This window comes from Microbacterium salitolerans (assembly GCF_019720895.1).
GTDB lineage: Bacteria > Actinomycetota > Actinomycetes > Actinomycetales > Microbacteriaceae > Microbacterium.
The window spans coordinates 220,472-240,095 of record NZ_JAHKSH010000005.1 but is presented as its reverse complement, the minus strand read 5'-3'; the positions used below and the strand labels follow the sequence as shown (position 1 = coordinate 240,095).

The 19,624-nt window shown below is 69.8% G+C and carries 19 protein-coding genes and 1 tRNA gene; 18 read left to right on the top strand and 2 right to left on the bottom strand.

What is annotated here, in order from left to right:
* Positions 1–3: 3 nt before the first annotated feature.
* Together KOL93_RS13105 and KOL93_RS13100 are read right to left on the bottom strand one after the other, a co-directional pair.
* Complete coding sequence (locus tag KOL93_RS13105; protein ID WP_221585837.1) at positions 4–957, bottom strand: PDR/VanB family oxidoreductase; 954 nt, start codon at positions 955–957, stop codon at positions 4–6.
* Positions 954–1,523 carry a helix-turn-helix domain-containing protein gene (locus KOL93_RS13100; protein ID WP_221585836.1) on the bottom strand — a complete coding sequence of 190 codons (570 nt, stop codon included), beginning with the start codon at positions 1,521–1,523 and terminating at the stop codon, positions 954–956. Before KOL93_RS13100 ends, KOL93_RS13105 begins: the two co-directional genes overlap by 4 nt.
* A 115-nt stretch (positions 1,524–1,638) precedes the next feature.
* On the opposite strand from KOL93_RS13100, the gene KOL93_RS13095 reads away from it, so the two are divergent.
* The 18 genes from KOL93_RS13095 (at position 1,639) to prpB (ending at position 19,615) form a co-directional block, all read left to right on the top strand.
* Positions 1,639–2,865 carry an amidohydrolase family protein gene (locus tag KOL93_RS13095; RefSeq protein ID WP_221585835.1) on the top strand — a complete coding sequence of 409 codons (1,227 nt, stop codon included), beginning with the start codon at positions 1,639–1,641 and terminating at the stop codon, positions 2,863–2,865.
* Complete coding sequence (locus KOL93_RS13090; RefSeq protein ID WP_221585834.1) at positions 2,862–3,632, top strand: ABC transporter ATP-binding protein; 771 nt, start codon at positions 2,862–2,864, stop codon at positions 3,630–3,632. The genes KOL93_RS13095 and KOL93_RS13090 overlap by 4 nt, the downstream gene beginning before the upstream one ends.
* The gene (locus KOL93_RS13085; protein WP_221585833.1) at positions 3,629–4,474 is read left to right on the top strand and encodes an ABC transporter permease; all 846 of its coding nucleotides are present in this window, start codon (positions 3,629–3,631) and stop codon (positions 4,472–4,474) included. The genes KOL93_RS13090 and KOL93_RS13085 overlap by 4 nt, the downstream gene beginning before the upstream one ends.
* Positions 4,475–4,499: 25 nt before the next feature.
* Positions 4,500–5,675 (top strand): ABC transporter substrate-binding protein, encoded by a 1,176-nt coding sequence (locus KOL93_RS13080; RefSeq protein ID WP_221585832.1) that lies wholly within the window; start codon positions 4,500–4,502, stop codon positions 5,673–5,675.
* Positions 5,676–5,680: 5 nt separating this feature from the next.
* Positions 5,681–7,006: an FAD-binding oxidoreductase gene (locus KOL93_RS13075; RefSeq protein ID WP_308291636.1), complete on the top strand. Its 1,326-nt coding sequence runs from the start codon at positions 5,681–5,683 to the stop codon at positions 7,004–7,006.
* A complete protein-coding gene (locus KOL93_RS13070; protein WP_221585830.1) occupies positions 7,003–7,782 on the top strand; it encodes a creatininase family protein in 780 nt (259 codons plus the stop codon). Before KOL93_RS13075 ends, KOL93_RS13070 begins: the two co-directional genes overlap by 4 nt.
* Positions 7,779–8,411, top strand: a complete 633-nt coding sequence (locus KOL93_RS13065) for a pyridoxamine 5'-phosphate oxidase family protein (protein ID WP_221585829.1) — start codon at positions 7,779–7,781, stop codon at positions 8,409–8,411. The genes KOL93_RS13070 and KOL93_RS13065 overlap by 4 nt, the downstream gene beginning before the upstream one ends.
* 87 nt (positions 8,412–8,498) lie before the next feature.
* Positions 8,499–9,440 carry an AAA family ATPase gene (locus KOL93_RS13060; protein WP_221585828.1) on the top strand — a complete coding sequence of 314 codons (942 nt, stop codon included), beginning with the start codon at positions 8,499–8,501 and terminating at the stop codon, positions 9,438–9,440.
* A gap of 53 nt (positions 9,441–9,493) precedes the next feature.
* A tRNA-Ala gene (locus KOL93_RS13055) sits at positions 9,494–9,566 on the top strand.
* 196 nt (positions 9,567–9,762) lie between these two features.
* Positions 9,763–10,032, top strand: a complete 270-nt coding sequence (locus tag KOL93_RS13050; RefSeq protein ID WP_221585827.1) for a hypothetical protein — start codon at positions 9,763–9,765, stop codon at positions 10,030–10,032.
* Positions 10,033–10,057: 25 nt separating this feature from the next.
* Positions 10,058–11,323, top strand: a complete 1,266-nt coding sequence (locus KOL93_RS13045) for an aspartate aminotransferase family protein (protein ID WP_221585826.1) — start codon at positions 10,058–10,060, stop codon at positions 11,321–11,323.
* Between the two features lies 1 nt (position 11,324).
* Positions 11,325–12,527: an ectoine hydrolase gene (gene doeA / locus KOL93_RS13040; protein ID WP_221585825.1), complete on the top strand. Its 1,203-nt coding sequence runs from the start codon at positions 11,325–11,327 to the stop codon at positions 12,525–12,527.
* 17 nt (positions 12,528–12,544) lie between these two features.
* Positions 12,545–13,939 carry an aldehyde dehydrogenase family protein gene (locus tag KOL93_RS13035; protein ID WP_221585824.1) on the top strand — a complete coding sequence of 465 codons (1,395 nt, stop codon included), beginning with the start codon at positions 12,545–12,547 and terminating at the stop codon, positions 13,937–13,939.
* An 18-nt stretch (positions 13,940–13,957) separates the two neighbouring features.
* Positions 13,958–14,911, top strand: a complete 954-nt coding sequence (locus tag KOL93_RS13030) for a LysR family transcriptional regulator (protein WP_221585823.1) — start codon at positions 13,958–13,960, stop codon at positions 14,909–14,911.
* A 126-nt stretch (positions 14,912–15,037) separates the two neighbouring features.
* Complete coding sequence (locus KOL93_RS13025; RefSeq protein ID WP_221585822.1) at positions 15,038–16,054, top strand: putative oxygenase MesX; 1,017 nt, start codon at positions 15,038–15,040, stop codon at positions 16,052–16,054.
* The gene (locus KOL93_RS13020) at positions 16,051–17,118 is read left to right on the top strand and encodes a methionine synthase (protein ID WP_221585821.1); all 1,068 of its coding nucleotides are present in this window, start codon (positions 16,051–16,053) and stop codon (positions 17,116–17,118) included. The genes KOL93_RS13025 and KOL93_RS13020 overlap by 4 nt, the downstream gene beginning before the upstream one ends.
* Positions 17,119–17,189: 71 nt before the next feature.
* Positions 17,190–18,716, top strand: coding sequence for an MmgE/PrpD family protein (locus KOL93_RS13015; protein WP_221585820.1), 1,527 nt, complete (start codon positions 17,190–17,192; stop codon positions 18,714–18,716).
* Positions 18,716–19,615, top strand: coding sequence for a methylisocitrate lyase (gene prpB, locus KOL93_RS13010; protein ID WP_221585819.1), 900 nt, complete (start codon positions 18,716–18,718; stop codon positions 19,613–19,615). Before KOL93_RS13015 ends, prpB begins: the two co-directional genes overlap by 1 nt.
* Positions 19,616–19,624: the final 9 nt, after the last annotated feature.

Below are 19,624 nucleotides of genomic sequence, written 5' to 3'. Positions count from 1 at the left end.
GGCTCAGAGGTCGAGCACGATCCGCGGGCACGCGGCACGGGAGACGCACACCATCATCACTGGGCTCGATGCGCGCTCGGCCTCGCTGAGCACGCGATCGCGGTGGTCGACCTCGCCGTCGACGACCACGGTCTCGCAGGTTCCGCATGTCCCCTCGCGGCACGACGAGAGGACGAACACGTCGTTGTCCTCGAGTACGTCGAGGACCGATCGGTCGGCGGGCACGGTCAGGACCTGCCCGGACGACATCACCTCGACGTCGAACGGCTCGCGGCGCACGGCGCTCGGCAGGTTACCCGTCGTGAACGGCTCCACGTGGAGCCGCGCGTCGGGGCCCGTGGCCTCCCGCAGCGCGCCGAGCATGCGCTCGGGACCGCACGCCCAGACCGGGGCATCGCCGGCGTCGACGACGATCTGGCTGAGATCCGCGCGTCCGCCCTCGCCGGAGACATGGATGCGCACGCGATCGCCGCGCGCGGCGAGCTCGTCGGCGAACGGCAGCGCGGCGCGCGTGCGCACGGAGTAGTCGAGGGTCCAGTCGGCGCCCGCGGCCTCCGCGGCCCGCACCATCGGGAGGATGGGCGTGATCCCGATTCCACCGGCGATGAAGCAGACGCGCTCTCTCGCGCGCGGCGTCTCGAACCCGAAGCCGCTGCGGGGACCGCGTGCCCGGACGCGGTCGCCTGCGCGCAGGTCGTGCGCGGCGACGGACCCGCCGCGGCCGTCGTCGTCGCGTAGAACCGCCACACGCCATGCGTCGCGATCGTCAGGGGAGGAGCAGAGCGAGTACTGACGCACGAGCCCATCGGCGAGAACGAGATCGATATGCGCGCCCGGTATCCACGCGGGAAGCGGGCGTCCGTTCGGCGCGCGGAGCTCCAGCGCGACGACAGACTCTGCGACCGGCGTGCGCGCGGTGACGACGAGTTCGCGCTCGATGTCGCTGAAGAAGCTCATCCTGCGGCACCCTCTTCGTCCGATCCCGCAGGCGCGTCGGCTTCGCGCCGGCGCTCCTTGACGACGAGGAGGCGATACGGGGATCCGTCGGGACTGCCCCAGCGGTGGGGCGTCCCCCCAGCGAAGTAGCGCGAATCACCCTCGTCGATGAGGAGCCGATCGGCGCCGAGCTCGAGGACGACGGATCCGGCGATGACGGTGATGAACTCGTCTTCGGGGTGCTCATAGAAGTCGCCGAGGTCGGTGTTCGCGCCCGCGGATTCGATGACGCTGAAGCGCGTGTCTCCGTGCGTGAGCATGCGCGCCGACCCGGCGCCGAACGCTCCGAGACCGGCGCTCGCGGAGTCGAGGGCCGTTCCGCTGAGCAGTTCGATCTGGCTCGTGCCCAGGGCGTGTGCGAGGCGGCCGAGCGAGTCGAAGCTCGGATTCGCCCGGCCCCGCTCGAGCTGGCTCACGAACGGGTGAGACAGAGCGGCTCGTTCGGCGAGCTGCACGATGGTCATGCCCAGGGCCTTCCTGCGGGCGCGAATGGCGTCGCCGAGCTGCGGCGGGTCGAGATCTGTCATGGCACCTCTCTTCGTTGCACGCGGCTCTCCCGATCGAAACGATGAGGAAACATCGTGCGCCTAGGTTCGCGGATGTTGACCACATCAACATTCCTTCGATCTTCAGGTGTACCACATGGAAAATCCGAACCCTCGGCGACTGCGCGGAGCCACGCTGTCCGACGGACGCGTCGTCGACGCGATCCTCGAGGGCGGTCGTGTCGCCGATGTCGCGCCCGCATTCGACGGCGACCTGCTGCCCGGCGACCTCGACCTCTCGGGGATGCTCCTGCTCACTGCCCCCGCTGAACCGCACGCGCATCTCGACAAGGCGCTGTCCTGGGACGCGATCCGCCCCGCGTCGGGCGATCTCCCGACCGCGATCGCCTCGTGGCGCGACTACGACGCCACAATCGACGTCGACGAAATCCACGGTCGGGCGACGCGCGCGATCGAGCAGTACCTGCGCAACGGCACGACCGCGATCCGCACGCACGTCGACGTGCCCGCCGAGGGGGATCCGACCCGGGGAGTCGAGGCGATCGTCCGCGCGCGAGACGAGTTCGCGGGAGCCGTCGACGTCGAGATCGTGGCGCTGGCCGCGCGCGACCTCGACCCCGGACGTCTCGACGCCGCGCTCGACGCGGGAGCCGACCTCGTCGGAGGCGCGCCGCACCTCGCAGACGACGAGGCCGCCGACCTCGACCGCCTGCTGGACGCCGCCGAGCGCCGTGGCGTCGGCATCGACATCCACGCGGATGAGGCGCTCCATCACGGCGGCACCCTCGAGATCCTCGCCGCTCGCACGCGAACGTGGCAGGCGACCAGGACCGCCGGCCACTGCGTGCGACAGTCGATGCTTCCCGACGACGAACTGGAGCCGCTTCTCCGCACAGTGGCCGAGGCCGGGATCGGCGTCATCGCGAACCCGATCACGAACCTGTATCTGCAGGGATGGGACGACCCCGTCGCGACGCCTCGCGGCATCGCGCCCGTGAACCGCATGCGCCGGGCGGGGATCCTCACGGCTGCCGGCGGGGACAACATCCGCGACCCGTTCAACCCGATGGGGCGCGCCGACGCGTTCGAGACGGCGATGCTGCTCGTGACCGCCGCGCATGTGCCGGTCGACGAGGCATGGGAGGCCGTCTCGTCCGGGGCGCGCGCCGTCATGGGGCGTCCCGCCGCCGGCGTCGACGTGGGGAAGCGCGCCGACCTGCTCGCCGTGCGCGCCGCTTCGCTCGCCGAGGCGGTGGCGACGGCGCCCGCGGATCGCGTCGTGATCTCGCGCGGCCGCGTCGTCGCACGGACGGAGACCACGCGCTGGATGACCCCGCGCTCGATCACGGAGGAACTGCGATGAGCACTGCGATCCTCGACGACCGGGAGACGGCGAGCGATCCGCTTGTCGAGTTCCGCGACGTCGGCATGACCTACGACGACGGAACCGTCGCGCTCGAGAACGTCAACATCACCGTGCGCCGAGGGGAGCTCGTGACGGTCGTCGGCCCCTCCGGGTGCGGAAAATCGACGCTCCTGCGCATCGCGGCCGGGCTCGAATCCCACACGGAGGGGGCGTGCGACACGCGCACCGATCGCGTCGGATTCGTCTTCCAGGACGCGACGCTCCTGCCGTGGCGCACCGTGAAGAAGAACGTCGAGCTTCTCGCCGAACTGAACGGACAGACGTCTGCCGAGCGCGCCGCGGCGGCGCAGGGTGCGATCGACCTCGTCGGTCTCACCGGGTTCGAGGCGTCGATGCCGCGCCAGCTGTCGGGAGGCATGAAGATGCGCGCGTCGCTCGCCCGGTCCCTCACCCTCGATCCGGATCTCTTCCTGTTCGACGAGCCGTTCGGTGCGCTCGACGAGATCACGCGTCAGCGGCTGAACGACGAGCTCCTGCGTCTGTTCGTCCGGCGTGGGTTCGGCGGTCTGTTCATCACGCACTCGGTGCACGAGGCGGTCTACCTCTCGACCCGGGTCGTCGTCATGTCGGGGCGCCCCGGCCAGATCGTCGACGTCGTGGACGTGCCGTTCGACATGCCGCGCGACCCGGAGATCCGCTTCTCCGCCGAGTTCGGCGAGCTCGTCGGACGCGTCTCACACGCTCTCAAGGGGGCCCACGCATGACTCAGATCGTCGAAGCCGCCGCGGCGACGCCGGCCGCCGCGCCCGAGCCGCCGGTCCGTCGGCAGCGCACCTGGATCGCGACCGTGTGGCCGCCGCTCATCGTGCTCGCAGTTCTTCTGGCGGTGTGGACCGCAGCGAGCTCGCTGCTCGGCGACCGCAGCTTCCTGCTTCCCGCACCGCACCGCGTCTTCACGGAGGGCCTGTTCGACCCGGCCGTGTTCCCGGAGATCCTCGCGGCGCTCGGTCAGACCTCGCTCGTCGCCTTCATCGGCCTCGCGATCGCCGTCGTCCTCGGCGTGGGCTGGGCGATCGTGATGCTCCAAGCCAAGTGGGCGGAGCGCTCGCTCTACCCCTACGCGGTCATCCTCCAGTGCATCCCCATGCTCGCGCTCGTGCCGCTCATCGGGTTCTGGTTCGGCTACGGCGTGCCGGCGCGCGTGATCGTCTGCGTCCTCATCGCGCTGTTCCCGATGGTGTCGAACACCCTGTTCGGTCTGCAGTCGGTCGAGAAGTCCCAGCAGGAGCTCTTCCGACTGCAGCACGCGGGCCGCTGGACCACGCTGCGCAAGCTCCAGCTGCCGGCGGCGCTCCCGTCGATCTTCGTCGGGCTGCGCACGTCCGCGGGCCTGTCGATCGTCGGCGCCATCGTCGGCGACTACTTCTTCCGGCGCGGAACTCCCGGCCTCGGGTCGCTGATGAGCGCATACACCTCGCGCCTGCTCGCCGCAGAGCTCTACGCCTCCGTCGTCGTCGCCGCGCTGCTCGGCGTCGCCATCTTCGTGGGCTTCGGCCTGCTGTCCAAGGTCGCCGTCGGCCGCTGGTACGACGCGACGAAAGCCTGACCGCCCTCCTGAGAAGAGATTGCACATGACACCGACACGCCGCACACTCGCCACCGCATCCGCGATGAGCGTCATCGCCCTGGCGCTGGCCGCCTGCTCGAGCGCGACGACCGCCGACGCCGATTCCGACCTGGAGGTCGGCGCGCTCGACCTCTCCGGCGTCTGCCCGGAGACGATCGTCATTCAGACGGATTGGAATCCGCAGGCCGAGCACGGCCACGTCCTGAACCTCATCGGCGACGACCCCACGATCGACGCCGACAGCAAGTCGGTGTCGTCGCCGCTCCTCGTCGACGATGCCTACACCGGCGTCGACATCGAGGTGCGGGCCGGCGGTCCGGCGGTCGGCTACAGCGCCGTGCAGTCGCTCATGTATCAGGATGAGACGATCACTCTCGGCTACGTGCACTCGGACGCCGCGATCTCCAGCTCGGCGATCACCCCGGTCATCGGCGTGATGACGCAGATGGACGTCAACCCGCAGATGGTGATGTGGGACCCCGAGACGTATCCGGACGTCGAGACGATCGACGACCTCGCCGCAGCCCTGGAGGAATCGGGCGGCGCGTGGCGCTACTTCGGCGGGGCGGCGTACATGGAGTACCTCATCGCGTCCGGAATCGTGCCGGAGTCGATCACCGACGGAGGCTACGACGGCACCCCGGCGTCGTTCGTCTCCGATGGCGGCGTCGCGGCACAGCAGGGGTTCGCGTCCGCCGAGCCGTACATCTACGAGAACGAGGTCGACGCCTGGGGCGCGCCGGTCGACTACGCGCTCATCGCGGACGCGGGCTGGGACATCTACGGATCGGCGCTCTCGGTGCGTGCGGACGAGCTCGACGAGCTGTCGCCCTGCCTCGAGGAGCTCGTGCCGATCCTGCAGCAGACCGAGGTCGACTTCTACGCCGACCCGGACGACACCATCGAGCTGATCCTCGAGCTCGTCGACGCGTACAACAACGGATGGACGTACTCGCAGGGCGTCGCGGAGTACGCCGTGGGCACCCTGATCGCCGAGGAGATCGTGTCGAACGGGGACAACGGGTACATCGGCGACTTCGACCCGGCGCGCGTCGAGGAGTTCTTCGACACGGGGATGGACCTGTTCCAGGAGATCGCCGCAGATGTCGATGCCGAGCTCGAACCGGCGGACATCTACACCAATGAGTTCCTCGACGAGACGATCGGCCTGCCCGAATGAGCCCCGTGACGACGCAGCGGACCGCGGTGCAGGAACTCCACAACGATCTCGTCGATCTCCTCGGGGCGCGCGGCGTCTCCGCCGATGCGCGCATGCTCGAGCGCGCGTCGGTCGACGGGGCGCGCATGTCGCCGGTCATCAGCGAGCTGCTTCCCCTGGGCGTGGCCGAGCTGGTCGCGTTCCCGTCGACGGCGGAGCAGATCGCTCAGGTCGTCGAGCTCGCGGTCGCGCGCGGGATCCCCGTCACCCCGCGTGGGAAGGGGACCGGGAACTACGGGCAGGCCATCCCCTCCGCCGGCGGGCTGGTGCTCGACGTCTCGCGGGCGCGAGCCATCGTGGACGTTGGCGAGGGCGTGATCACGGCAGAAGCCGGCGCGACCCTGGGGCAGCTCGAGCAGGCGGCGCGCGAGCACGGTCAGGAGCTGTGGATGTACCCCTCGACCATGAACTCCTCGATCGGCGGGTTCCTCGCGGGCGGATCCGGTGGGACGGGCACGATCGTCCACGGCGCGAATCACGAGGGATTCGTCGCCGCGCTCGATGTCGTCCACGCCGATTCCCCGGGCCTGGTGCATGTGGAGGGCGAAGACGCACAGCGGTACGTCCACAACTACGGAACAGCCGGCATCATCGCGCGGGCGACCGTGCGGCTGGATCCGATCGTCGCGTGGCGCGCCGTGTACGCGTCGTTCCCCGATTTCTCGGGACCGCTGTCGGTGATCCGCGAGCTCGGACGGCTGGATCCGGCGCCGCGGCTCGTCTCAGCGGACACGGTGGAGGTGACGCGCGCTCTGCCTGAGGATGCCGCGATCGTGCCGGGCCGATCCAGTCTGCGCACGATCATGCATCCCGATTCGCTCGATGAAGCCGTCGATCTGATCGAGGGCGCGGGCGGGCGCATCGAGGACGTGCGCGAGGGGGCGCGCGAGACGGCGAAGCTGTCGATGCTCAGCTACAACCACCCCATCGAATGGCTGCAGAGGTCACGTCCCGGCTTCTACTTCCACCTCGAGGTGGGCGGCGACATCCTCGCTGACGACATCGATCTGGTGCAGTCGACGATCGGCGGCGGGCTCCTGCACATCGAGGCAGGTCATTCCGTTCCGATCGGCATGCTGGCCGCCGAGTACACGGGTCCGGACGGTGTGGAGGCCGCGATCGAGCGCCTCACGGCGATCGGCGTGCGCGTGCACAACTGTCATCAGTGGAACGTCGACTTCGAAGTGGCGCGCACGGTCGAGCTCGCCAAGACGACGGATCCCCTGGGCCTGCTGAACCCCGGCAAGCTCGACCCCGACTACGCCGGCCCGCAGAAGGGATCCATCCGATGAGCCGCCTGCTCACCGATCTGCCGCAGCCCGTGGCCGCGGAGGTGCTGAGCTCCTCGTCGATCATCGTGCAGCCCATCGGCGCTCTCGAGCAGCACGGCCCGCACCTGCCGCTGAGCACGGACCTGGTGATCCCGGAGGCGATCGGGGCGCTCGCCGTCGATCGCGCCGTCGCATCGGGCATCGATGCGTGGCTCCTTCCGCCGATGACGTCGAGCAAGAGCGACGAGCACCACTGGGCGCCCGGCACGATCTGGATGGAAGCGTCGACCACGTGGAACACGCTTGTCGACATCGGCCGCTCCGTCGCGGCGACGTCGGCGCGGACTCTCGTGTTCCTCAACGGGCACGGCGGCAACTCAGCGCTCCTCCAGGTCGTGGGCCGCGAGATCCGGCGCCGCTTCGGCCTGCGCACGTTCTCGATGGGGACGGGAACCCAGCGTGCCGGCGGGGGCGCGGACGGCGGTCCCGACGAACACGGCATGGGGATCCACGCCGGCCACTCCGAGACGAGCGTCATGCTCGCCCTGCGACCCGACCTCGTCGACATGTCGCAGGCGGTGCGCAATGTGCCCGCGCACCTCACGGCACTCGAGACCATCGGATTCAACGGCTTCCCCGTGAGCTTCGGATGGACGTCGGACGACTTCGGTCCGAGCGGCGTGATCGGCGACGCGACGGGAGCGACGGCCGAGTACGGTGCGCAGCTCGTGGACGAGGGGGCGGAGTTCGTCGCCCGCGCACTCGATGAGATCCGCCGATTCTCATTCACCTCATGACGACGCTCGGCGCGCCGGGGAACATCGCGCCCGACGGCCTGGACCGCCCCGTCCAGGACGGCCGCGTGCCCGCGGATCCGTTCTCGCTCGTCCGCGCATGGCTGCCGCGCAACGATGATCCCGATCGCCCGCTCTGCACGCTGGCGACCGTCGACGCGGTCGGGGCGCCAGACGCGAGGACGGTGCTGCTCTCCGCCGTGCAGGACGACAGCGTGACGATCCACACCGAAGGGCAGACACGGAAAGCGCAGCAGCTGCGCGAGCGGCCGCCCGCCGCGATCGTCGTGCGCTGGCCGGACCTGGCACGTCAGCTCGTGCTGCGCGGCGACATGCGCGCGTCGACGTCGTCGGAGGCCCGCGTGGCATTCGCCCGTCGCAGCCGATACCTCCAGCTGCTCGCGTCCGTGAACACGGACGAGCTGGCGACGCGTCCGCGAGTCGAGCGCGAAGCCGCGTACGCGCGGTTCGATCAGCACACTCCGGATCCACCGCAGCCGGCCTCGTGGGCGGGTTTCGCGCTCCATCCGGTCGAGATCACCTTCTGGGAGGGGTCGGACCGCGGCCCGAGCCGCCGGGCGCGATACACGCGTCGCGGCGCCTCCTGGGACATCGCGTTCCTCGCGGGCTGACGGCGCGCCACGTGCCGGTGGGTCATCGCAGAGCGACACGCCGACGGCTCCCCGGCCTCGGGCAATCGTTGCCATACCGTTGAGCGCATGGGCGGGCAGATTCTCGGAGGCGGCGCGATCGCTGTGGTCGTGGCCGTGCTCTGGCTGGTCTACCTCGTGCCCTCCTGGCAGGCCAAGATGCGCTACAACGCCGCCGAGCGCAACGCTGTGCGCCTCAATCAGGCGCTTCGCGTGCTCGCCGAGACGAGCGAGACGCCCGAGGAGGTGCGCGTCGAGCTGTCGCGTCGCGAGGCGGCCCGGCAGCATCGACTCGTGAGGAAGCTCGAGGCCGAGGACGACCGCCTCCGCGAGGAGAGCGACCGGGCCGTTCTCGCGCAGAAGAAGCGCGAGGTCGAGGCCGAACGCCTCCAGCGCGCGATCGCCGTCGAGGAGGAGCGCCGTCATGTCGCGGCCCTTCGTGCGGATCCGCTCGCCCGACAGGCTCGGGCGCGCCGCCGCATGCGACTTTCGGCCACGACGCTCGCGTTCCTCGGGCTCGTCGGCATCGCCGCCGGCGCGTGGCAGCTGATCGCGACCTCGCAGTGGGCGTGGCTCGCCGGGGGAGCGATCGCTCTCGTCGCCGGACTGAGCCTCCTACGTCGCATGGTGACCGTCGCCTCGCATGCGCGCGCCGCGCGGGTCGCGGATCCCGTGGCCGAGGTGGCGCGGGCGCCGCGTGTCGAGCAGCAGCTCATCAACGCCGCCGACCGCGGGTGGACGCCGCGTCGGCTCCCCGCCCCGCTCACGGCGACCGCGGGATCGCGCGCGGCGGATCAGGTGGGTGCCGCCAGCGCACGCGAGCAGCTGCGTCAGGCGGCCCGCGAGGAGGACGCGCGCATGCGGCTCGCCCAGGAGCAGGCGCCGGTGTCGCTCGCGGAGGCCCGCGCGCCGCAGAAGCCGAGCGAGGAGTACTCGCAGATGGGCGTCGTCGACGACGCCGAGATCGAGCAGCACGTGCGCGATCTGCTCGCGCGCCGCGCGGTCGGGTGACCGCCTCGGTTCGGAGCACGCCCCGACCTCTGGTAAAGTTGCTCGGGTTGTAAGGGGCTATGGCGCAGTTGGTAGCGCGTCTCGTTCGCAATGAGAAGGTCAGGGGTTCGAATCCCCTTAGCTCCACTGAAGAAATCCTCGCTCGCCGGGGATTTTCTCATTCCTGAGTTGAGACAGGCAGGAAGGCTCGGAACCGCTTCGGTTCCGAGCCTTCTGTGGTTTCGGGGGCACACGGTGCCGTGTGACGGGAAGCCGGACCCGCGGCGAACAGCGGAGGAGAGCGGCTGACAAACGCGCACTCCGGGGTTAGGCTCCTCGCACGATGCACGGGATCGGAGGCGAGTTGGCGGCAGTGCGGGTCCTCAGCGCCGGAATCGGCGCTCTGCGGAGCATCTTCGACTCTGCGTCCTCGCTGCGGCACGACCTCCATCGCGTGCCCGCATTCGCGATGTCCGAGCGCCTGATGTCCGGGCGCCTCGGCAACGAGCTCGACGCCGTCGGGGCGTCGTGGCGTGCGCGCGTGACACCCCGCGCCGACGCGGGAGTCACCGGCGCCGCCGAGAAGGACGCGCACGAGGTGAGTGACACCTAGCCGGGAACCGAGAGAGGAGCCGAGCATGGACGTTCGTCCGTTCGAGCAGTGGGAATCAGAGATCCGCGGCTATTGCCGCGCCTATCCGACGGTCTTCTCTCATGCATCCAACGCCCGTCAGGTGGCCGAGGACGGCACCAGCTACATCGACTTCTTCGCGGGAGCAGGGGTGCTCAACTTCGGGCACAACAACCCGCGCATGAAGCGGGCCCTGATCGCGTTCCTCGAGGCCGACGGCGTCGCCCACAGCCTCGACACGTACACGACGACCAAGCGCGACTTCGTCACCAGGTTCCACGACGTGATCCTCGCCCCGCGCGGGATGGACCACCGGATGCAGTTCATGGGTCCCACGGGAACGAACGCGGTCGAGGCGGCGCTGAAGCTCGCTCGGCTCGCGACGGGACGCCAGGACGTCGTCGCGTTCTCCCACGGCTTTCACGGCATGACGCTCGGGGCGCTCGCCGCGACCTCCAACGACGCGTTCCGAAAATGGGCCGGCGTGCCCCTGGATCACGTGGTGCGCCTCCCCAACGAGTTCGCGCCGGGCGGCGGCATCGCCAGCCTGGACGCCTACCGCGCCGCGCTCGCCGATGCGTCCTCGGGTCTCCGGCCCCCGGCCGCGTTCCTCGTCGAGGCCGTGCAGGCCGAGGGCGGCGTCTGGGTGCACAGCGCGGAGTGGCTGCGCGCCCTCCAGCAGCTCGCGCGAGACGTCGGCGCGCTGTTCATCGTCGACGACATCCAGGCGGGCTGCGGGCGAACCGGATCCTATTTCAGCTTCGACGGGATGGGCGTGGACCCCGACATCATCACGCTCGCCAAGGGGCTGGGCGGCTTCGGCACGCCGATCGCGATGAACCTCAACAAGCCCGAGGTCGACGCGCACTGGAGCCCCGGCGCGCACACCGGCACCTTCCGGGGTCAGGGCATGTCGTTCGTGGCCGGCGCCGTCGCGCTCGACTACTTCGCCGACGAGGGGCTGATGAACGACGTGCTCGCCAAGGGCACGCGGATGGCCGAGCGGCTGGGGGCGATCGCCGCCGCGCACCCGGATCAGGGATGGGAGGTGCGCGGCGTCGGCATGATGCAGGCTCTCGACGTCGCGGACGGCGGCGTCGCGAAGCGCGTGCAGGCCGAGTCATTCGCGAACGGCCTGCTGATCGGCCCGTGCGGCACCGACGGCCGTGTCGTGAAGCTGATTCCGCCGCTGACGATCCCGGACGGCGACCTCGACGAGGGGCTGGAGATTCTCGAGCGGGCCGTCGCTCGCGTCGTCGAGCGAGGAGCCTGACATGCGCAGGCGCGACGACATGACGTTCCCGCCCGAGGAATACGAGCGGCGGATCGACGAGCTGCGACAGCGGATGCAGCAGCGCCTGCTCGACGCCGTCGTGATCACGGATCCCGAGAACCTGATGTACCTCACCGACTATCAGACGACGGGGTACTCGTTCTTCCAGGCGCTCGTCGTGCCGCTCGAGTCCGAGCCGTTCATGATCACCCGCCAGATGGAGGAGTCGAACGTCATCGAGCGGACGTGGGTCGAGATCACCCGGCCCTATCCCGACACCGGCGACGCGATCCAGCAGCTGGTCACCACGCTCAAGGAGTTCCGGCTCGACACCAAGAGCGTCGGGTACGAGCGGAACAGCTACTTCTTCCCCGCATACCAGCAGGACCGGATCCACACGTCCTTCCGCTCAGGGCACCTCGTGGACTGCTTCGGCATCGTCGAGCAGGGGCGCGTGCGCAAGTCGGCGTACGAGATCGACGTCATGCGCCGCGCCGCGCGCGCCACCGAGGCGGGCATGCGGGCCGGGCTCGCCGCGATCGCGCCCGGGGCGACAGAGAACGACGTCGCCGCGGAGATCGCGCGCGGCATGTTCACGGCGGGCGGCGAGTACCCCGCGGTGATGCCCTACGTCACGAGCGGTCCGCGCACCATGATCGGGCACGCGACCTGGGAGGGGCGCGAGCTGCAGTCCGGCGATGCCGTCTTCCTCGAGGTCGGGGGCTGCTATCGGCGCTATCACACGGCCATGATGCGCACGGCGCTGCTGTACGACATGACGCCGGCGATGGCGCACGCGCAGGAGCGGATGAAGACCGCCCTGCGCGAGCTCAGAGCGGCGCTGCGCCCGGGGCTCACCGTGTCCGACGCCGACTCGATCGTCCGCACGATCATCTCCGACAACTCCGTGGGCGCCGAGCTCGTGACGCGCGCCGGCTACTCGATCGGCATCGCGTTCCCGCCGAGCTGGGACGAGGGGTACATCCTCAGTCTCATGCCGGGCGGATACACGGTGCTGGAGGAGGGCATGACCTTCCACGTGATTCCGTGGATGTGGGGCGTCGAAGGCACGCGCACGGTCGGCATCTCCGACACGATCCGGATCACCGACTCGGGGTGCGAGTCGTTCTTCGAACTCGACGAGGACTTCACCGTCGTCGGCGCGGGCGAGGCCGGCGACGCCCTCGGCCCGAGGGCCGTCTGAGCAGACAGGGGAAGACCATGACCGAGATGTTCACAGCGACGGACCCGACGACGGGCGCGGTCGTGCGACAGGTGCCGACGCTCGACGCGGCCGAGCTCGATGACGTGCTCGAGCGCGCCGAGGATGCCTACGACGCATGGCGGCGCCGTCCGATCGCCGCGCGGGCCGACGTGCTGCGTGGCGTCGCGAGCGCGATGCGGGACGACGCCGAGCGCCTCGCGATGCTCATGACGGAGGAGATGGGCAAGCCGATCACGGAGGCGCGCGGCGAGGTGGCGAAGGCGGCGTGGGCCGCGGAGCACTACGCGGAGCACGCCGAGGCGTACCTCGCCCCGGACGCGCTGCTGAGCGACGCGACGCGCTCCTACGTCCAGCACCTGCCGATGGGGCCCGTGCTCGGTGTGCTGCCGTGGAACGCACCGTTCTGGCTCGCATTCCGCTTCTGTGCGCCCGCGCTCATGGCGGGCAACGTCTGTGTGATCAAGCACGATCGGCACGTGCCGGGGTGCGCCGCGGCGATCGCGGACGTCGTCGCCCGCGTCGCCGAGGAGCACGGGGCGCCGCCCAGCATCCTGCAGAACGCACCGCTCGACCACCACCTCGTCGAGGCGGCCCTGCAGGATCGGCGGATCCGCGCGGTCTCGCTCACGGGATCCGATCGCGCCGGGGCCGCCGTGGCCCAGACCGCGGCCCGCGAGATCAAACCGGCTGTCCTGGAGCTCGGCGGCTCCGATCCTGCGATCGTGCTGGCCGACGCCGACCTCGACCTCGCGGCGCGCGTCATCACGACGATGCGGATGATCAACGCCGGGCAGTCATGCATCGCGGCCAAGCGCGTCATCGTCGAGGAGGCGGTGCACGACGACTTCGTCGCACGGTACGCCGAGCAGCTCCAGGCGCTGAGGATGGGCGATCCCCGCGCGGCGGACACGCAGGTCGGGCCGATCGCGCGCGCCGATCTCCGTGCGAACCTGCACCGGCAGGTGGCCGACACGGTCGCGCAGGGCGCGACGCTGCGGTTCGGGGGAGAGATCCCTGCCGGCGACGGCTTCTTCTATCCCGTCACGCTGCTGACCGAGGTCCTGCCCGGCATGACGGCGTGCACCGAGGAGACCTTCGGGCCCGTTGCCGTGGTCCTCTCCGCGGCGAACGCCGACGCGGCGGTGGCGCTGGCCAATGACACGCCGTACGGACTGGCCGCGAGCGTGTGGACCGGATCTGCCGAGCGCGGCGAGGCGATCGCACGGGAGATCGTCGCGGGCCAGGTTGCGGTGAACGGGATCGTGAAGACGGATCCGCGGCTCCCCAGCGGGGGCGTGAAGCGCTCGGGGTACGGGCGCGAGCTCGGTCCCGACGGCATCCGCGCGTTCGTCAACCGCCAGCAGGTGTGGGTGGGACCCGCGACGGGGTGAGTGGGATAGCTTGTGACGATGGCACGGGGTGGCATCGGGACGGCGAACGGCATCACCCTGCAGCAGCTGCGGTACTTCGTCGAGGTCGCCGCCGAGGGGTCCATCAGTGCGGCCGCGGATCTGCTCTACGTCTCCCAGCCCACGATGTCCGCTGCGATGAAGGACCTCGAGAGCCGCGTCGGGCGCGCGCTCTTCACCCGCTCCGTCCGTGGCGTGACGCTCACGGAGGACGGCACCGAGTTCCTCGGCTACGCCCGCCAGGTCGTCGAGCAGTCGGAGCTCCTCGAGCAGCGCTACCTCGGGCGCCCGCCGTCGCGCCGCCTCCTCGCGGTGTCGGCGCAGCACTACTCGTTCGTCGTCGATGCGTTCGTTCGGATGGTGAAGGCGTCGGACGCGGCGGAGTACGCGTTCGCCCTCCGTGAGACCCGCACCTGGGACATCATCGAAGACGTCCGCACGCTCCGCAGCGAGCTCGGGGTGCTCTACCGGAACGACTTCAACCGGAAGGTCATGGACAAGCTGCTCCGCGACTCGGGGCTCGCCTTCACCCCGCTGTTCCGCGCCACGCCGCACATCTTCATCGCACGGTCGAACCCGCTGGCCGCACGCACGCACGTCACCCTCGACGACCTCGAGGATCTGCCGCGTCTCGCGTTCGACCAAGGGGCGAACAACTCGTTCTACTTCTCCGAGGAGATCCTGTCCACCCGCTCGGCGAAGCAGGACATCCGGGTGAGCGACCGGGCCACCATCTTCAACCTGATGATCGGACTCGACGGCTACACGATCTCCACGGGCATCGTCTCCGACGATCTCGACCCGTCGATCGTCGCCATCCCGCTCGACGTCGACGAACGCATCGAGATCGGCTGGATCGGACACGGATCCATGCCGCTCACGGGGCAGGCGGAGCGCTTCGTCGCCGAGATGCGCGAGGTCGTCACGGACTTCGGCGTCGAACTGTTGACATAGGTTCTGGCTATCCCTCCACCATGGTCGTACTGATGGGGCTATATCCGTCGGTCCTGCTTACGCTGGCCTCCTCGACGTGGGGATCCCCCCACGATTCATCGTGAGAGACAGAGGATCCGGACCACCATGTCGACCGAACTCACCTTCAGCACCCGCACCACCCGCTTCGATGAGGACTACGCCCCGTCATCCGGCTCTCGGATCACGACGAACTTCGCGAATCTGGCCCGCGGGGAGAGCCGTCGCCAGAATCTGCGCCGCGCGCTCGCGATGATCGATGGCCGCCTCAACGAGCTCGCGGGCGACGACAATCCGAACGGCGATCGCTACTCTGCGGAGCTCGACATCGTCTCCGTCGACCTGCACCTGACGGCGGGCGACGACGGCCCCGGTTTCCCGCTGATCGAGATCCTCGACGTGCACATCGTCGACCAAGTGACCGGTGCGCGCATCGAGGGGATCGCGGGGAACAACTTCTCGTCGTACGTGCGGGACTACGACTTCGCCATCCGACTGCGGGAGCACAACGCGAACGCGACCGAGTTCGGCACGCCGAGGGACTTCGGCGAGCTGCACGGGAAGCTCTTCGAAGCGTTCCTGGAATCCGACGCCTATCGCGAGCGATCCGCCCTGCCTCCCGTGATCTGCATCAGCGTCTCGACCAGCAGGACGTATCGCCAGCTCGACAACTGGCATCCGGTGCTCGGGACGGAGTACCAGCAGGACGCCTTCTCTCTCACCGACGAGTACTTCGGCAAGATGGGGCTGCAGGTCCGGTACTTCATGCCCCCGGGTTCCGTCGCCCCGTTGGCGTTCTACCACCGGGGCGACCTGCTGGCCGACTACTCCGACCTGGCGCTCGCCGGCACCATCGCCACGATGGAGACGTTCCAGAAGATCTATCGCCCGGAGATCTATAACGCGACGTCGGAGGCCGGTGAGGTGTACCGGCCGAGCCTGAACAATCCCGACTACGCCGCGACCGGCATCGCCTACGATCGCGAGGAGCGCAGCCAGCTGGGCGCGATCCAGGGCGCGTTCACCGAGGAGCACTTCATGAAGCCGTACGGGGACGTGCTGAACGAGTGGGCCGCCGCCCGCACGCTCGTTCTGGCCGGACCGGACTCGGGGGATCCCCGATGAGCGCGCTCCTCCCCACCTCCATCGTCGGCAGCCTGCCCAAGCCCGCCTGGCTCGCGGAGCCCGAGAAGCTCTGGTCGCCGTGGAAGCTGCAGGGCACGGAGCTGACCGAGGGCACGCGCGATGCGCTGCGATTGGCGGCCGACGACCAGCGCCGCGCGGGCATCGACATCGTCAGCGACGGCGAGCAGACCCGTCAGCACTTCGTCACGACGTTCATCGAGCACCTCGGCGGCGTCGATTTCGAGCGGCGCGAGACGGTGCGGATCCGCGATCGCTACGACGCGAGCGTCCCGACCGTGGTCGGCGCGGTGACCCGTGAGCGATCGGTGTTCGTCGACGACGCGAAGGTCCTCCGGGCGCAGACCGACCAGCCCATCAAATGGGCGCTGCCCGGCCCCATGACGATGATCGACACGCTGTCCGACCAGCACTACGGCAGTCGCGAGAAGCTCGCGTGGGAGTTCGCGACGCTCCTCAACCAGGAGGCCCGAGAGCTGGAGGCGGCGGGCGTCGACATCATCCAGTTCGACGAGCCCGCCTTCAACGTCTTCTTCGACGACGTGAGGGAGTGGGGCGTGGCGGCGCTCGAGCGCGCAGTCGAGGGACTGCGCTGCGAGACGGCGGTGCACATCTGCTACGGCTACGGCATCAAAGCCAACACCGACTGGAAGGCGACCCTCGGGTCGGAGTGGCGCCAGTACGAGGAGTCGTTCCCGCTGCTGCAGCGGTCGGCGATCGACATCGTCTCGCTGGAGCGCCACGGCTCTCGCGTCCCGGTCGAGCTCATCGGTCTCCTCCGGGGCAAGAAGGTGATGGTCGGAGCCGTCGACGTCGCCAGCGACGCGATCGAGACCCCGGATGAGGTGGCCGCCACGCTCCGCGGTGTGCTCCCGTTCGTCGACGCGGACAAGCTGCTCCCGAGCACGAACTGCGGCATGGCGCCGCTGGCCCGGCACGTCGCGCGAGACAAGATGGTTGCGCTCGCGGCGGGGGCAGGGATCGTCCGAGAAGAGCTCTCGGGAACGAGCCCTCTTCGCGGGGACGGGACGGGCGCCGTGCTCTGAGCCTCCTGCCGTTTCGGGCGCGGTCGTGGTGGACTGGGTGACGGCTCGCCTCGCCCCACGAAAGGAAGACGATGACCGTCTCACATCCCGTTCGCACGTACCGCAGCGCAGAGAACCTCGCGCGCGAGGATCAGCTGGCGTGGAAGATCGCTCAGGTCGCGGTGGATCCTGTCGGCGTCGACGACGACGTGGCCGACATGATCATCAACCGCGTGATCGACAACGCGGCGGTCGCGGCCGCCTCTCTCACGAGGGACCCCGTGTCGGCGGCCCGTGCGCAGGCGCTGGATCACCCCGTGTCGCGCGGCGGAGCGGGGGCGACGGTGTTCGGCTGCATCCTGGGCACGAGAACGAGCCCCGAGTGGGCGGCGTGGGCGAACGGCGTCGCGGTGCGCGAGCTCGACTATCACGACACGTTCCTTGCGGCCGAGTACTCGCACCCGGGTGACAACATCCCGCCGATCCTCGCCGTCGCCCAGCATGCGGGATCCGACGGCCGGGCGCTGCTGCGCGGGATCGCGACCGGCTACGAGATCCAGATGGACCTCGTGCGCGGGATCAGCCTGCACCGCCACAAGATCGATCACGTGGCGCACCTCGGGCCGTCGGCCGCCGCGGGCATCGGCACGATGCTCGGCCTCGACGCCGAGGTGATCTTCCAAGCCGTGTCGCAGGGCGTGCACACGACGACCGCGACGCGCCAGTCGCGCAAGGGCGAGATCTCGACATGGAAGGCGCACGCGCCGGCGTTCGCGGGCAAGATGGCCGTCGAAGCGGTCGATCGCGCCCTCCGAGGACAGACATCGCCGTCGCCGATCTACGAGGGCGAGGACGGCGTCATCGCCTGGCTGCTCGACGGCCCGCAGGGGCGCTACGAGGTGCCGCTTCCGGCCCCCGGCGAAGCGAAGCGCGCGATCCTCGACTCCTACACGAAGGAGCACTCGGCCGAGTACCAGGCGCAGGCCTGGATCGACCTCGCCCGCCGTCTCGGCAACGAGAACCCCAGCCTGAGGGATCCGAAGAACATCGAGTCGGTCGTGCTGCACACGAGTCACCACACGCACGTCGTGATCGGGTCCGGGGCGAACGACCCGCAGAAGTACGACCCGACGGCATCACGCGAGACACTCGATCACTCGATCCCGTACATCTTCACGGTCGCGCTGCAGGACGGCGGCTGGCACCACGTCGACTCGTACGCGCCCGAGCGCGCCGCGCGCCCCGACACCGTCGAGCTGTGGCGCAAGGTCACGACCGCCCTCGACGCCGAGTGGACGCGCCGCTACCACTCGGAGGATCCGGACGACAAGGCGTTCGGCGGCCGCGTCGAGATCCGCATGACGGACGGATCCACCGTCACGTCCGAGATCGCGGTCGCGGACGCGCACCCGCTGGGTGCGCGTCCGTTCGCCCGTGAGAACTACGTCGCCAAGTTCCGCCTGCTCGCGGAGCCCGTGCTGGGTTCTGCGGAGATCGAGCGGTTCCTCGACCTCGCGCAGCGCCTGCCGGAGCTCACCCCGGACGAGGTCTCCGAGCTCTCGATCGTCGCGAATCCGGGCGTGCTCGATGGGGCGCCGTCGCCGAGGGGGCTGTTCTGATGCTGTACTCCCAGACTCCCGCGCACGAGAAGCGGCGCCTGTTCCGCGAGCGGCTCGCGTCGGGCGAGCTGCTGCGCTTCCCCGGCGCCTTCAACCCGCTGTCGGCGCGGCTGATCGAGCGGAAGGGCTTCGAGGGCGTCTACATCTCGGGCGCCGTGCTGTCGGCAGATCTCGGACTGCCCGACATCGGGCTCACGACGCTGCCGGAGGTCGCGGGGCGCGCGGAGCAGATCGCGCGCATGACCGAGCTCCCGGCGATCGTCGACGCCGACACCGGGTTCGGCGAGCCGATGAACGTGGCCCGCACGATCCAGACGCTCGAGAACGCCGGCCTCGCAGGCACGCACATCGAAGACCAGGTCAACCCCAAGCGGTGCGGCCACCTCGACGGCAAGGAGGTCGTCGACGAGCCGACGGCTCTCGCGCGGATCCGGGCGGCCGTCGATGCACGCCGCGACGAGAACTTCCTCATCATGGCGCGCACCGACGTCCGCGCCGTGGCGGGTCTCGACGCGGCGATCGAGCGGGCCCGGGCGCTCGCGGAGGCCGGGGCGGACGCGATCTTCCCCGAGGCGATGCGCAGCCTCGACGAGTTCGCGCAGGTCGCCGACGCCGTCGACGTGCCGATCCTGGCGAACATGACGGAGTTCGGCAAGAGCGACCTGTTCACGGTGGATCAGCTGCGGGACGCCGGGGTCCGGCTGGTGATCTGGCCGGTGTCGCTGCTGCGGCTCGCGATGGGCGCGGCCGAACGCGGCCTCGACACGCTCGCGGCCGAGCAGCACCTGACGGGCCGGCTCGACGAGATGCAGCATCGCGCCGACCTCTACGACCTGGTGGACTACGAGGGGTACAGCCACTTCGATTCCGGAGTGTTCGACTTCCAGATCGGCCGGTGACGTCACCGC